Source organism: Nonomuraea sp. NPDC050643 (assembly GCF_040654715.1).
GTDB lineage: Bacteria > Actinomycetota > Actinomycetes > Streptosporangiales > Streptosporangiaceae > Nonomuraea.
In genome coordinates, this window is record NZ_JBFAIM010000018.1 from 100136 (window position 1) to 112968 (window position 12833).

At 71.1% G+C, this 12833-nt stretch carries 13 protein-coding genes; 3 read left to right on the plus strand and 10 right to left on the minus strand.

Annotation, left to right across the window (positions count from 1 at the left end):
• Position 1: 1 nt before the first annotated feature.
• Positions 2-1612, plus strand: a complete 1611-nt coding sequence (locus tag AB0I15_RS25180) for a DUF2207 domain-containing protein (RefSeq protein WP_358100044.1) — start codon at positions 2-4, stop codon at positions 1610-1612.
• Here AB0I15_RS25180 and AB0I15_RS25185 read toward each other — a convergent pair.
• Positions 1609-2511: an asparaginase gene (locus AB0I15_RS25185; RefSeq protein ID WP_358100046.1), complete on the minus strand. Its 903-nt coding sequence runs from the start codon at positions 2509-2511 to the stop codon at positions 1609-1611. The genes AB0I15_RS25180 and AB0I15_RS25185 overlap by 4 nt on opposite strands.
• A 65-nt stretch (positions 2512-2576) precedes the next feature.
• On the opposite strand from AB0I15_RS25185, the gene dtd reads away from it, so the two are divergent.
• Entirely contained in the window at positions 2577-3002 is a 426-nt protein-coding gene (gene dtd / locus AB0I15_RS25190) for a D-aminoacyl-tRNA deacylase (RefSeq protein WP_358100049.1), read from the plus strand.
• Here dtd and AB0I15_RS25195 read toward each other — a convergent pair whose 3' ends face one another.
• The 4 genes from AB0I15_RS25195 to AB0I15_RS25210 all read right to left on the minus strand — a co-directional run bounded on the left by AB0I15_RS25195 (position 3003) and on the right by AB0I15_RS25210 (position 5443).
• Positions 3003-3941, minus strand: coding sequence for a folate-binding protein (locus AB0I15_RS25195; RefSeq protein WP_358100052.1), 939 nt, complete (start codon positions 3939-3941; stop codon positions 3003-3005).
• Between the two features lie 10 nt (positions 3942-3951).
• Positions 3952-4365, minus strand: a complete 414-nt coding sequence (locus AB0I15_RS25200; protein ID WP_358100055.1) for a Fur family transcriptional regulator — start codon at positions 4363-4365, stop codon at positions 3952-3954.
• A gap of 286 nt (positions 4366-4651) precedes the next feature.
• On the minus strand, positions 4652-4948 hold the full coding sequence (locus AB0I15_RS25205; protein ID WP_358100059.1) for a DUF2470 domain-containing protein: 297 nt from the start codon (positions 4946-4948) through the stop codon (positions 4652-4654).
• Between the two features lie 6 nt (positions 4949-4954).
• Entirely contained in the window at positions 4955-5443 is a 489-nt protein-coding gene (locus AB0I15_RS25210; protein WP_358100061.1) for an FABP family protein, read from the minus strand.
• A gap of 51 nt (positions 5444-5494) precedes the next feature.
• On the opposite strand from AB0I15_RS25210, the gene AB0I15_RS25215 reads away from it, so the two are divergent.
• On the plus strand, positions 5495-5857 hold the full coding sequence (locus tag AB0I15_RS25215) for a DsrE family protein (protein ID WP_358100064.1): 363 nt from the start codon (positions 5495-5497) through the stop codon (positions 5855-5857).
• Here AB0I15_RS25215 and AB0I15_RS25220 read toward each other — a convergent pair.
• The 5 genes from AB0I15_RS25220 to AB0I15_RS25240 all read right to left on the minus strand — a co-directional run bounded on the left by AB0I15_RS25220 (position 5851) and on the right by AB0I15_RS25240 (position 12800).
• Positions 5851-6642: an SRPBCC domain-containing protein gene (locus tag AB0I15_RS25220; protein WP_358100067.1), complete on the minus strand. Its 792-nt coding sequence runs from the start codon at positions 6640-6642 to the stop codon at positions 5851-5853. The two genes, AB0I15_RS25215 and AB0I15_RS25220, sit on opposite strands and share 7 nt — an antisense overlap.
• A 75-nt stretch (positions 6643-6717) precedes the next feature.
• Positions 6718-7797 carry a YihY/virulence factor BrkB family protein gene (locus AB0I15_RS25225; RefSeq protein WP_358100070.1) on the minus strand — a complete coding sequence of 360 codons (1080 nt, stop codon included), beginning with the start codon at positions 7795-7797 and terminating at the stop codon, positions 6718-6720.
• A gap of 43 nt (positions 7798-7840) precedes the next feature.
• Positions 7841-8554, minus strand: coding sequence for a glutamine amidotransferase (locus tag AB0I15_RS25230; RefSeq protein WP_358100073.1), 714 nt, complete (start codon positions 8552-8554; stop codon positions 7841-7843).
• Positions 8544-9773 (minus strand): MurT ligase domain-containing protein, encoded by a 1230-nt coding sequence (locus AB0I15_RS25235; RefSeq protein ID WP_358100076.1) that lies wholly within the window; start codon positions 9771-9773, stop codon positions 8544-8546. The genes AB0I15_RS25230 and AB0I15_RS25235 overlap by 11 nt, the downstream gene beginning before the upstream one ends.
• A gap of 66 nt (positions 9774-9839) precedes the next feature.
• Positions 9840-12800, minus strand: coding sequence for an ATP-binding protein (locus AB0I15_RS25240; protein WP_358100079.1), 2961 nt, complete (start codon positions 12798-12800; stop codon positions 9840-9842).
• Positions 12801-12833 lie beyond the last annotated feature (33 nt).

A 12833-nucleotide genomic window follows, 5' to 3' on the forward strand; every position in this document is an offset into this window, starting at 1 on the left:
CATGATGGGTTTCAGACTCACGATGGCCGCTCTAGGGGCCACCGCTCTGACGTTGACCGCCGGCCCCGCGCTGGCAGCGGGGGCCGGGATCACGGACGACGTGACGATGACCCTCGGCAAGGACGGCACCCTCCACGTGGTCGAGAAGATCGGCGGCTCGTCCGGGGAGCTCAAACGGACGTTCATCACCAGGACGCGCTACGACGACGCCAACGACCGCGTCTACCAGATCTCGAACGTCAAGGGCGGCACCCTCGCGGGCGACGTCCTCACCGTGAAGGGCGACGGCACGGTCGAGTACGACGTCAAGGGCGCGGTGACGACCTCCGGCGGCGTCGAGGAGCTGCGCTGGTTCGCGGTGAACGGCTGGAACCAGCAGGTCACCAAGGCCACGGTCAAGGTCAACGGCCCCGGCCAGGTGCAGAACCTGTCCTGCTTCGCGGGCGAACTCACCTCCGCCATCGGCTGCACCTCGGCCTCGATGGACCATTCGGCCACCCAGGCCGACTTCGAGCAGGAGAACATCTCCTCCGGCCAGGCCCTGACCGTCGTCGTCGGCTACCCGAAGGGATCGAGCGGCGGCAAGCCGATCCTGGAGAAACGCTTCTCGCTGGCCGCCGCGTTCACCCTCGACACCGTCACCGGCGGCGCCCTGGCCGGCCTGCTGGTGCTGCTGCTCGGCGGCATCGTCCTGCTCTACTGGACGCGCGGCCGTGACGCCCGGGTCGCGGGTCACGAGAGCGGCGCGGTCGATCCGGTGCAGAACGGTCACTTCTCCCCGCCCGACGGGGTGCGGCCCGGCCAGATCGGCACGCTGGTGGACGAGCAGGCCGACGTGGTCGACGTGACCGCCACGATCGTGGACCTCGCGGTCCGCGGCTACCTGCGCATCGACGAGCAGTCCCGGCAGACGTACGACGCGCCCGACTGGATGCTGGTCAGGCTGCCGAGCGCGCCCGTCAACACGCTCCTGCCGTACGAGCGCGCCCTCTACGACGCCATCTTCGACGGCCGGGACGCGGTGCTGCTGTCGCAGCTCTCCGGCTCGTTCGCCAGCCACCTGGGCAAGGTGCGCGACGCGCTCTACGCCGACGTGGTCCGGCAGGGCTGGTTCGCCCGCCGCCCGGACACCGAGCGCACCAGGTGGACCACGATCGGCGTGGTGCTCATCGGCGCCGGGCTGCTGGCCACCGTGGCGCTGGCCTGGTTCACCACGTACGGGCTGCTGGGCCTGGCCCTGGTCATCGCGGGCGCCGCGCTGGCGGTCGGCGGCCAGTACATGCCGGCCAAGACCGCCAAGGGCTCGGCGGCGCTGGCGCACACGATGGGCTTTCGCCAGTACCTGTTCTCCGGTGAGCTGGGCGAGGTGCCCGAGCAGCACCGGGTGGAGCTGTTCTCCCGCTACCTGCCCTACGCCGTGATCTTCGACGGGGTCGAGCACTGGTCGCGCGTGGTGGCCTCGGTCACGGGCAACGGCCACCAGAGCGACAACCTGTACTGGTACCACGGGCCGGCGGAGTGGGACCTGTCGAAGTTCGCGGGGTCGATGCGCACGTTCACCACGACGACCTCCGGAGCCATCTCCGCCAGCCGCCAGTTCCGCACGCTCTAGCGGATCCTCAGCTCCCCGACGGGCCGCCCGCCGCCGAGCACCGGCGGGGCGGCCAGCTCGGCCAGCTCGGGCGCGTCCAGGCCGACCGAGCGCAGCGCCGCCACCGTGGCGGGGACGCGGGCGCGCATCGAGCCGTCCTCGATCTTGACGGTGCCCGCGCGCCCGTCCTCGAACGCGAACGCGTCGAACGCCTCCGCCCCCGCCTTCAGCATCAGCCCGGGGAGCGCGCGCATGAGCTTGGCCTCGGCCCGCTCGGTGCCCGACGTCCACTCGGGGTAGGTGCTCATGGCGTCGAAGATCTTGCGCTCGTAGGAGTCCGCGGACGACATCGGGAAGGCCCGGAACGCCTTGGTCACGCCCAGCATCGACACGAAGAACAGCGGCGCCCCGCACCCGTCCACGCCGGAGGCGGCCACCCGCTCGCCGGTCAGCTCCTCCACCGTCTGCCTGATCGCCCGCTGCAGCGGATGCGCCGGCTCCAGGTACGTCGCCAAGGGCCAGTCGTTGACCACGCACGTGGCCACCATGGCGGCGTGTTTGCCCGAGCAGTTCATGTAGACCCGCCCGCACTCGGTCGCCGCCCGGTCGAACGGATAGTCCTCGGGACACAGCAGCGCCGACTCCTCCAGCCCCGCCCCCGCCAGGATCTTCCTGACGCCGTCGACGTGGAACGGCTCACCGGAGTGGGAGGCGCAGGCCAGCGCGAGCAGCTCGTCCTCCAGGCGCAACCCGGCGCGCAGCATCCCGAGCGCCTGCAGCGGCTTCATCGACGACCGTGGCGAGGCCGGTACGTGCACCGCGCCCCTGGTCTCCACCGGGCGCCCCGCGGCGTCCACGGTCAGCACGCGGGCCTGATGCGTGGACTCCACGAACCCGGATCGGACGACTTCTACGATCATCGACATCTCATTTCCCCTTTCACCTGAGTGTATGAAGGGTTTGCGCTGGTCCAGAATGGTGTGTCATGCGAGCAGTCGTACAGAGAGTCAGTTCCGCCTCGGTCGAGGTCGAGGGGCGCACGGTCGGGTCGATCACCGAGCCCGGCCTGCTCGTCCTGGTGGGCGTGACGCACCCGGACACACGCGCCGAGGCCGCCAAGCTCGCCGCCAAGCTGTGGGGCCTGCGGATCCTGCACGGAGAGAAGTCCTGCTCCGACGTGTCCGCGCCGCTCCTGGTGATCAGTCAGTTCACCCTGTACGGGGACGCCCGCAAGGGCCGCCGGCCCACCTGGCAGGCCGCGGCCCCGGGCCCGGTCGCCGAACCCCTCGTGGAGGCCGTGGTCGAGGAGCTGAGGGCGCTGGGCGCGCATGTGGAGACGGGCGTGTTCGGGGCCGACATGAAGGTGTCACTCGTCAACGACGGCCCGATCACACTCGTCCTGGAGACGTGACTAGCGGATGCGCCGGCGCAGCGTCGGGTCGATGGTGACGTTGCGGCCCGCGTCGGGCGGCACGACGACCTCCTGGGCGGCGGCCACCCCGCCGGCCAGCAGCGACGCGTCCACCGGCACCGTGCGCTTGATCACGGCCAGCGCGATCGGGCCGAGCTCGTGGTGGCGGGCGGCCGAGCCGACGACGCCGATCTCCTGGCTTTCGAAGATCACCGGCGCGCCGTGCGGAGGCAGCGTGTCGACGCTGCCGTCGAGGTGCAGGAACACCAGGCGGCGCGGGGGATGCCCCAGGTTGTGCACCCGGGCCACCGTCTCCTGCCCGCGGTAGCACCCCTTGCTCAGGTGAACGGCCGCGCCGATCCAGCCCACCTCGTGGGGGATCGTCTTGTGGTCGGTCTCGAAGCCGAGCCGCGGCCGGTGGGCCTCGATCCGCAGCGCTTCGTAGGCCCACAGCCCCGCCAGCGGCTTGCCCAGGTGATCGCCCAGCTCGGCCCGCGGCACCAGGAAGTCTTCGCCGGCCGTGGACAGCACGGCCAGGTCGTCGACCCGCGACACCTCCACGCGCAGCATGAACCGCATGCGGTCGAGATAGTCGACCAGGCTCTGCGCGGTGCCGGGCTCGACGTGGGCCAGCATGCTCTCGCCGTCGTCGACCAGCGTCAGGTGGTGCAGCACGCGGCCCTGCAGGTCGAGGTCGAGCGTCTGCGTCCACTCGCCGGGCCGCAGCGAGTCGAGTTTTTGCGAGGTCAGGTCGTTGAGCCATTTCAGCCGGTCGGCGCCGGAGATGCGGATGACCTCGCGGTTGCTGCGGTCGACGACCGCCTCTCCCTTGGCCAGCGCGCGCTGCTCGGCGAACAGGTCGCCGTAGTGCGCGGCTACGTCGGAGTCCGGGCCGTCCGCCGGGACGGCGCCTGGGAGGTCGAGCAGAGGGCTACGCATGCCTTCCAGGCTATCGGCAGTTGCGACAACGTCCGAAGACGGTCAGGTGGTGCACGTCCGCCATGAAGCCCAGCTCCTCGTCGAGCCCTCTGACCAGCCCTTCCGCCAGCTCGGGGCGGACCTCGATCACCTCGTCGCAACCCCGGCACACCAGGTGGACGTGGTCGGCCTCGGAGGCCAGGTGGTAGGTCGGCGCGCCGTGCCCCAGATGGGTGTGGGTCACCATGCCGAGCTCTTCGAGCAGCTCCAGCGTGCGGTAGACCGTCGAGATGTTGACCCCGCGCGCCGTCTCCCGCACCTTGACGCAGATCTCCTCGGGAGTGGCGTGCTCCAGCTCCTTGACCGCTTCGAGGACGAGCTGGCGCTGCGGGGTGACCCGGTAGCCCTTGGCGCGGAGTTCTTCATGCCACTGCGTCTCCGTCATGCCCCGAGTCTACGGCGCGGTGATATTCACTTGCCCATCTCGAGGACGAGCGCATAGCTTCTTGGGTACGCGGAAAGGAGGTGGTCCGAATAATGGATAGTCATAGTCGGGCTAGCGAGGTGGTTGTCCGCTAACGTCGCGGACTGTTGTCTCGTGCACGTTCAGCGAAAACGAGGCAACCACCGGGGCCCCTGGCAGCCGGAGGGCGGGATCCACATCCCGGCCTTGGTCCATCCGGCCCGCCTGCACGGCAGGCGGAGTGTTGCCTGGGGCCCTTTTCAATTCCCTAGTGCGGTCCTCTGGCCTCGATGCCCAGCTTTTCGCACGCCTCCTGATAGAGCCGCACGACGGCCTTGCGCACCTGCGCCCGCTCGGTCAACGTCTCGCCCCAGGGCACCCGCACGCGCTCGGCGCCGTCCACGGTGAACTCCATGGCCTCGGCGTCCACGTCGCTCGTCACGGCGCTCCGCGCCTCGGGCCGGTCGCCCAGCCCTCGCACGATGATCAGCGCGTCTTCGGAGTGGTCGTCGTTCATGTGGCGCTTGATCGCCTCGATGGCGTCAGCGGTGAAAGGCGTGCTCATATCGGCTCAAGCTACCTTCTTCAGCTCCGCCGACATATGGTCGGTGAGCGGGTAGCCGACGGCCGCCATCTCGTAGGCCCACATGAGGTTGCCGTTGACCAGGCCGTAGAGCCGGTGGCCCGCGGTGTACTCCTTGGCCGAGGCGGTGCGCGCCACCACGTCGGTGCGTAGTTCGATCTTGTGGAAGACGACCTCGCCGATGTAGATCTCGACGACCCCGGTCGGATGCGAGAGCACGACCTCGATCTGCCGGTCCGGCTGCGCCCGCCAGTATCCCGACTCCACGGCCAGCGGCTTGACCCGGTCTCCCGCGTCGTCGAGCAGCCAGGTGCGGCTGACGTAGCTCAGGAACGGCTTGCCGTTGTGCCCGAACTCGATCTCCTGGCCGAAGTTGAAGCTCTCGATCGTCGGGTAGCCGCCCACGCCGGCGCCTTCCCACCGCCCCAGCAGGAACGAGATGTGTTCCAGGTCGGGGTGCACCTCAGGTTCTTCCATGGTGTCAAAGACTAGTGGGGCCGGGCCTGCCGGGGGGTTAGGGTGGCGGACATGGCACGATCACTGGTGATCAAGGTGACCGCCGGGGCCGACGCCCCCGAGCGCTGCAACCAGGCTTTCACGGTCGCGGCCGCCGCGCTCGCGAGCGGCGTACCCGTTTCCCTGTGGCTGACCGGCGAGGCGTCGTGGTTCGCGCTGCCGGGGCGGGCCAAGGAGTTCGGCCTGCCGCACGCCGCGCCGCTCACCGACCTGCTCGACGCCGTCCTGGCGGCCGGCCGCGTGACGCTCTGCACGCAGTGCGCGGCCCGCAGGAGCATCACCGTGGACGATCTCATCGACGGTGTCCGCATCGCCGGAGCGCCGGCGTTCGTCGAGGAGGCGGTCGCCGAGGGGGCCCAGGCCCTGGTCTACTGACCTTCCTGTTCCGGCAGCGTCTCGCCGGTCTCCAGCAGGGTCTTGAGGTTGGACAGCAGTGCGGGCCAGCCCTCGCTGACCGCCGCCCGCACGGCGCTGTCCGGCACGAACCCGCCGTGCACGACGGTCAGCTTGACCATCGCCCCGACCTGCTCGATGTCGAAGGTGACGGTCGACCTGGGCTCCCCCGCCAGCTCGGCGAGCCGCTCGGCGCTCCATCCGACCGACTCGCCGAACTCCGGCGTGAAGGTGTGCCAGGTGTAGACCAGGCGGCGGCCGGGCTCCGACTCGAGCACGACCTGCTCCGGGTCCTCGACCGTGACCCCGAACTGCCTCCACGTCACCGTCGAGCCGGCCTTCCAGTCGGACTCGAGCTCGACCCCCCAGTAGCGCTTGGTCCAGGCGGGGTCGGTCAGCGCCTCCCAGAGGCGGTCGGGGGTGGTCCTGATGTACGTCGTGTACACGAAATCGGTCATGGGGGTCTCCTCCAGTGCCGTCTTCAGGTCGGCCAGGGCGCCGGCCCGCCTGCGGTCGTAGCGGTTGATCCAGCGGTCGGCGATGGCGTTGATCGGCACGGCGTTGAGATAGTGCAGCTTCTCCCGGCCACGCCACACCGTGGTCACCAGGTTGGCCGCCTCCAGGACGGCCAGATGCTTGCTGACCGACTGCCTGGCCATGTCGAGCCCGGCGCACAGCTCGCGCAGGGTCTGCCCGTTGCGGGCGTTGAGACCGTCCAGCAGCCTGCGGCGGCTGGCGTCGGCCAGCGCCTTGAACACCTCGTCCATCTACCGCCATCCTTCATGCAGCCGTTCGGCTGCATGTTCGACCATAGGCAGCCGTGCGGTTGCATGTCAATCGGATCAGGTGTGCTGGTGATCGTCCTGCTTGTCCGGTTCGGGGTCACGCACCGGAAGGCGCCTGCCGAACAGCCCTCGGACGGCGGCGAAGACGGCGGACCCGACGTCGCCCACCAGGGGTTCGCGCTCCTCCTCGGCGGTCGGCCCCGAGTCGGGGTGCGCGGGCGCGAGGCAGCCGGCCCGGCAGGCCTCGAGCTGCGCGGCGAACGCCAGCCCCAGGAAGAGCGCGATCGAGCTGAGGAACGACCACAGCAGCAGCGCCATGACGGCGGTCAGCGGCCCGTACGTGTTGCCGAACGTGCCGTTGTACTCGGTGTAGAGGGCCAGGGCCAGCGTGAAGAGGATCCATAATCCGAGCGCCGCCAGCGCGCCCACGGCCAGCCACGTGTGGCCGGGCTGCCTGCGCCGGGGCGACGCCCTGAACATGATCACCGTGGAGGCCAGCGCCAGCAGGAAGCCGAGCGGCCAGCGGGCGAACCCGAACGCCTGACGGGCGCCCGAACCCCAGCCGAACACCTCGGCCATGGCGTCGCCCAGCTCGCCGCCGCCGACCAGGACCGTGAACCCGGTGATCATGCAGACCCCGGCGGTCAGCGCGAGGACGGCGGCCCTGGCGTACTTGCGGTGGAAGGGCCGGTCGCGCTCGACGCCGTAGATCCGGTTCGCCCCGCGCTCGAACTGCGCCATGGCCGTCGTCAGGGCCGCCAGCGTGGTCCCCAGACCCAGCCAGAGCGCCAGCTCGTCCCTGGTGCGGTTGCCGCCCTCCAGCGCCTGTGCGACGGCCTCACCGCCGTCTCCGGGCGCCAGGGCCCGCAGCGTGAGCTCCAGCACCCGGCCCAGCTCCTCCTGGTCGGTCACGGCGCTCAGACCGACCAGCGCGATGGCGCCGGGGATGATGGCCAGGCAGATCTGGAAGGCGAGGGCCCGGGAGTGGCTCATGCCGTCGCCGTACCTGAACCTGATCAGCGAGTCGCGCGCGAAGTGCCACACGCCGTATTTGCGCAGGGTCTCCCACGCGTCGTCGGCGGAGAGCTCGTCTCCGCTCATCGTGCGCGTCTGGGGGACGGTGACGGTGGATCCCACGGCGGACGTACTACCCCTGTTGGGGGCATTCAAGTCGTTTCGGTCAGGTCTCCAGGACGGTCGCCAGGCGTTCCTGCCGCAGGGCCTCGTAGCGTGAGTCGTCGAGCGGGGCCAGCTCGCCCGCCCGCCACGACAGCAGCAGGTCCGCCAGCGCCGGGTTCCTGGCCAGCGCCGGCCCGTGCAGGTAGGTGCCCACGACGTGGCCCGCGTAGCAGCCCTCGAAGCCGTTGCCGTTGCCGATGCCCTTGATCGTCCTGGACAGCGGCCTGACCCCGGGGCCGAGGCTGGTGACACCCATGTGGTTCTCGAAACCGGTCAGCGTGGGCAGGTTGAGCGCCGCGTCCACCTCCGCCACCAGCTCGCCCACGGCCCGCGCGGGACCACGGGTGCTGGCGATGTCGAGCAGCCCGATGCCGTCGACCGGCTGGCCCTCCTCGCCGCCGAACGTGCTGCCCATGATCTGGTAGCCGGCGCACACCGCGAGCATGGCCGCGCCGCGCGCGATCGCGCGGTGCAGGCCGCCGTCCCTGCGCAGGCGCGCGGCGGCCAGGATCTGCGGGCGGTCCTCGCCGCCGCCGATCAGGTAGATGTCACCGGACTCGGGGACGGGGTCGGCCGAGCGCACGTGGATCGTCTCGGTCTCGATGCCGCGGCGCTGCGCCCGCTGCTCCAGGACGAGCACGTTGCCCTGGTCACCATAGGTGCTCAGCAGGTCGGGGTAGATCCAGACGATGCTGAGGGCGCTGTCAGACGGCACGTCCGAACTCCGATCGGATCTGCTGGAAGGCGGTGTAGTTGGCGATCACGTCGACCCGGCCCGGTGGCTGCATGGCCAGGGCCTCGCTGAACGTGCCGCACAGGGCGAACGGCACGTCGGCCACGTCGAGCCGGAGCGCCAGGTCGAGCCGGCGCTGGCCGGTGACGAAGACCGGACGCCCGCGCAGGATGCGGTAGTCGACGTCCCACAGCCACGAGGTGTCGCGGCCGTCGGGGCCCTGCGCGTTGACGGACAGGATGATCGGCAGTTGCGGGTCGGCGACGTCGAACGCCTCCAGCCAGCCCGCCGGGTTCTTGGCCAGCAGCAGCCGCGCGTGGCGGCCCTCACGCTCGACGGTGGTGTAGCGGCCCGCGACCGAGGTGACCTCGCGCAGCCGGGGCAGCGCCCGATCGACGGGCAGCCCGAACGTCTCGGCCACGGCCAGCGCCATCACCGCGTTGGAGCGGTTGGCCAGGCCGGGAAGCTGGATGTCGAGCAGCCACCGCTGCCCACGCGGGTCGACCGCCACGTCGTCGTCGAGCACCCACTGCGGCTCAGGCCGGTGGAACGTGCACTCCCGGCACGCCCAGTCGGCGTCCTTGCGGTCGAGCGGGCCGCCGCACTCGGGACAGCACCAGGAGTCCTCCTTCCACCGCTGCCCGCCGGCCACCCAGGTGACCTTGGCGGCCGTCGAGGCGCCCCAGGTGACGAGCGGATCGTCACAGTTGGCGATGACGTGGGTGGGCTTGCCGGACAGCGCCCTGCGCCACTTCTGGGCCAGCAGCCAGATCTCGGCCGCGCGGTCCATCTGGTCACGGCTGAGGTTCATCAGGCAGACGACGCCGGCACCGGTCGTGTCGAGCACCTCCGGCAGATATTTCTCATCCACCTCCAGCACGCCGTAGGGGGCGCCCTTGTGCTGGGAGAGCGCGGAGACATGGCCGGCCGGCATGTTGGCGCCGAAGGCGTTGGTGGCCACCTCACCGAGGTCGAGCAGGGCCGAGGTGATCAGCCTGGTCGTGGTCGTCTTGCCGTTGGTTGCGCTGACCAGGGCCAGCTTGCGATCGCGGGCCAGCTTGCGCAGAAGGTCGGGCTCGAGCAGCAGGCCGACCCGCCCGCCGATCACCGAGCCGTCGCCGCGCCCGGTCATCCTGGACAGCGTGGCGGCACTGCGTCCCAGGGCGCTGGCAAGCTGGGCCCGCAGAGGAAGCTGGGTCATGCCCAAGGATCCTAGTCGTCGTTGGGCCTTGGTCTGATGACGCACACGAAAACAGGGCCGCACGGGTCAGGCGGGCGGCGAATCCGCGAAGGCGATCTCCGGCGCCCCGCCGTGGTCGAACGGGAGCACGAACCGGCGCGGCCACGACAGCACGCCCTCCAGCCAGCCCGCCCCCATCGTCTGCCCCACGTGCCGGATCCTGGCCGTGGCCTCGATGCCGATCGCGACGTTCGTGATGTCCCGCTGCACGCCCTCGTTCTCGTCGTCGCCCAGGATGACCCGCCAGGCCAGCGCCCGGTTGCGGTCCACCTCCATCGACAGCGGGTGGTGGCGCAGCGCCTTGGCGCGGTGGCCGAGCAGCTCGGTGTGGACGAGGTCGCCCCCGGCGCCGCCGTTCGGCTGGCGGAACAGGGCGTACTCCATGGGCGGGGCGGGGCTGCGCAGGTTGGGGGCCGGCTGGCCGTACGGGAAGAGCCGGTCCACCTCGTGCAGCCAGCGCACCTGCGGGATCACCCACGACGCGCCAGGGCGCTCGCCGCCGCTGTCGAGGGCCGAGAGCAGCCGCGTGGCCGTCTCGGCCGCCTTCTCCGTCAGCAGCGCCGGGTCGAACCAGCTCCGCAGCGACCAGGCGCGCCGCTGCACCGAGCGCTCGACCAGCGTGGCGAGCAGGCACTCCCTGCGCCGCGCCGGCAGGTCCGACCAGGCCGCCGACAGGGCGCGCGGCACACCCGGCAGCGGCCGGTTGCTGACGAAGGCCAGGACGACCGTGTCGCACCAGATGCGCAGCCAGGCCCACTCGGGCGCGTCGGCCAGCACGTCGGCCTCGCGCAGCTCCACCAGCGTGCACGCCTGCCCGGTACGGCACTGCGCCCCGCACGCCGCCGACCTGCGCCCGCGAATGGGCGGCGGCGGCCCCGGGAGCACCTTCTCCCTGGACTCGCCGAGCGGTACGCGCACCCGCAGCGGCCGGTCCATCCCGTCCGCGAACACGGCGGCGGCCCCCGGCTGGAGCGAGACCACGTGGCGGGACTGCTCCTCGCTCAGGTTCATGGCGGCGCCGACGAGCTTCCTGTCGTCCTCGGCGGGCAGCCGGTGCACGACCTTGAGCGCGGTGTTCTTGACCACGTCGGAGATGAGCTTGGTGGGGATCTGCTCGGCCACCACGATGCCCTCGCCGTACGCCCGGATCTCCGCGAGCAGGCCCGCCAGCAGCTCCACGGCGTGGGTGGAGGCCCGGCCGTGACCGCGGTCGCGCAGCAGCCGGTGCGCCTCCTCGATCACGATCACGTGGCGCAGCTCGGCGGACTTCTCCTTCCTGGCCCGCATGCGCAGGTGCTCGACGATCCTGATGATCAGCGTGCCCATGAGGAACGCCTTGTCCTCGTCGTTGGCGACGTCCTCGATCGCCAGCACGACGTCGCGCTCCAGCAGGCCGCCGATGTCGGCCGGATGCCCGCCCTCGAAGAAGCGCCCCGCCGAGCCCACCCGCAGGGAGCGCAGCCGCAGCGAGATGAAGCCCTCGACGTCCGCCTGGACCTCGCGGCCGTAGCCGATCTCCTTGATGACGTCCATGGCGTGCTGCTGGAGCTGTTCGAGCGTGGGGATGCTGGGCGGGACGTTCGAGCCGGGCACCGCGCCGCCGGTGACGACGTCCCAGCCGGTGGCCTCGTAGACGCGCTGCAGGGCCAGCGACATGATCTGCGGGAACGGCTCCTCGGCGTCGAACGCCGCCATGAACAGCGCGCGGATCATGTCGATGTGGGCCTGGACGGGGTAGCCGGGCTCCGGTTCGAGCGGGTTGATGCTGAACGGCACGCCGTCGGGGGCCGACGGGTTGATCACGGTGACGGGGTCGTCGATGCGGCCGGCCATGGCGGCGTACTCGGACTTGGCGGGCTCGATCGCCAGCCACGGGATGCGGGCCCTGCTGAGCTGCTCCAGCAGGTGCCTGACCGTCTGCGACTTGCCCGAGCCGGTCGCCCCCGTGACGAAAGCGTGCCGGTTGAGCGTGGCCAGCGGCAGCCGGAACGAGCCGACGCCCCGGTCCTGGCCGTCGAGGATCTCGCCCAGCTCCAGCTCGCCCTCCTCGGCCTCCGAGGTCACGTCGAAGAAGCCCGACTCGAGCACGCGCACGCCCGGCAGCTCCCGCCGGGGCAGCCCGGCCAGCGCGGCCAGCGCCCCGGCCGTGGCGGCGAACGGGGCCGCGGCGCCGTCGGCCGGGTCCTGCATGGTGATGGCCAGGGCCTCCGACAGCGCGTAGACGGCGCCGTGGGAGCTGCGCAGCCGGTACGGGTGGTGGCTCATCTCGACGGACCCGACGAGCACGGGCGCGATCTGGCGCAGCTCGTCGGCCGTGGCCCCGCCGGCCAGCACGCGAACGTTCCACAGGCCCGCCTCGCGGAAGGCGTCCAGCTCCTGCATGCGGCGCTCGGCCCGCTCGGCGTCGAAGCGGGAGCGCTCGGAGGCGTCGCCGTACTGGCGCAGCACGTTGAGCTGCGTGCGCAGGTGGGCCACCTCGGCGTCGAGCAGATCGGTCGGCTCGGCCACCACCAGCCACGCGAACGGCCGCGACATCAGCGTCACCAGCGTCGACTCGAACAGCGTCGGCCGCCTGAGCTCGTCGGGGTCGAACTCGCGCCCCTTGCTGCCCAGCGGCGGCGCCTGCCGCCCCGGGCACGGCGTCCACACCAGATCGGCGAGGTCGGCCAAGTACTCCTCGTCGAGCTGCACCCCGCAGGCCCCGCCGGGGAACAGCAGCGGCTGCGGCCCGCTCGGCCGGTCGGGCGCGCCGGTGGACCTGCGTGGCTGGCGTGGCGGTGACAGCGGCCCCGCGTTGGTGATCAGCTCGAGCGGCGCGCCCGACCCCCGCGACAGCCACCCGATCACGAAGGGCCGGTCACGCTGGGCCGCCGACAGCACCGCGGGCAGCACGGTGACGAAGTCCCATTCAGCCGACGAGCTACGCGAGGGTGCTGCGATCGACTGGATTCGATACCAGGGCCCGCTCAGCGAGACACTCGGCTGCATTTCATTCCCCCACAGACGGTTCTTTGTTAAATT

Bases quoted from the DNA above. Each gene is read 5' to 3' on its own strand.
- AB0I15_RS25180 (WP_358100044.1), top strand. From the start codon at position 2: ATGATGGGTTTCAGACTCACGATGGCCGCTCTAGGGGCCACCGCTCTG.
- AB0I15_RS25185 (WP_358100046.1), bottom strand. From the start codon at position 2,511: ATGATCGTAGAAGTCGTCCGATCCGGGTTCGTGGAGTCCACGCATCAG.
- dtd (WP_358100049.1), top strand. From the start codon at position 2,577: ATGCGAGCAGTCGTACAGAGAGTCAGTTCCGCCTCGGTCGAGGTCGAG.
- AB0I15_RS25195 (WP_358100052.1), bottom strand. From the start codon at position 3,941: ATGCGTAGCCCTCTGCTCGACCTCCCAGGCGCCGTCCCGGCGGACGGC.
- AB0I15_RS25200 (WP_358100055.1), bottom strand. From the start codon at position 4,365: ATGACGGAGACGCAGTGGCATGAAGAACTCCGCGCCAAGGGCTACCGG.
- AB0I15_RS25205 (WP_358100059.1), bottom strand. From the start codon at position 4,948: ATGAGCACGCCTTTCACCGCTGACGCCATCGAGGCGATCAAGCGCCAC.
- AB0I15_RS25210 (WP_358100061.1), bottom strand. From the start codon at position 5,443: ATGGAAGAACCTGAGGTGCACCCCGACCTGGAACACATCTCGTTCCTG.
- AB0I15_RS25215 (WP_358100064.1), top strand. From the start codon at position 5,495: ATGGCACGATCACTGGTGATCAAGGTGACCGCCGGGGCCGACGCCCCC.
- AB0I15_RS25220 (WP_358100067.1), bottom strand. From the start codon at position 6,642: ATGGACGAGGTGTTCAAGGCGCTGGCCGACGCCAGCCGCCGCAGGCTG.
- AB0I15_RS25235 (WP_358100076.1), bottom strand. From the start codon at position 9,773: ATGACCCAGCTTCCTCTGCGGGCCCAGCTTGCCAGCGCCCTGGGACGC.
- AB0I15_RS25240 (WP_358100079.1), bottom strand. From the start codon at position 12,800: ATGCAGCCGAGTGTCTCGCTGAGCGGGCCCTGGTATCGAATCCAGTCG.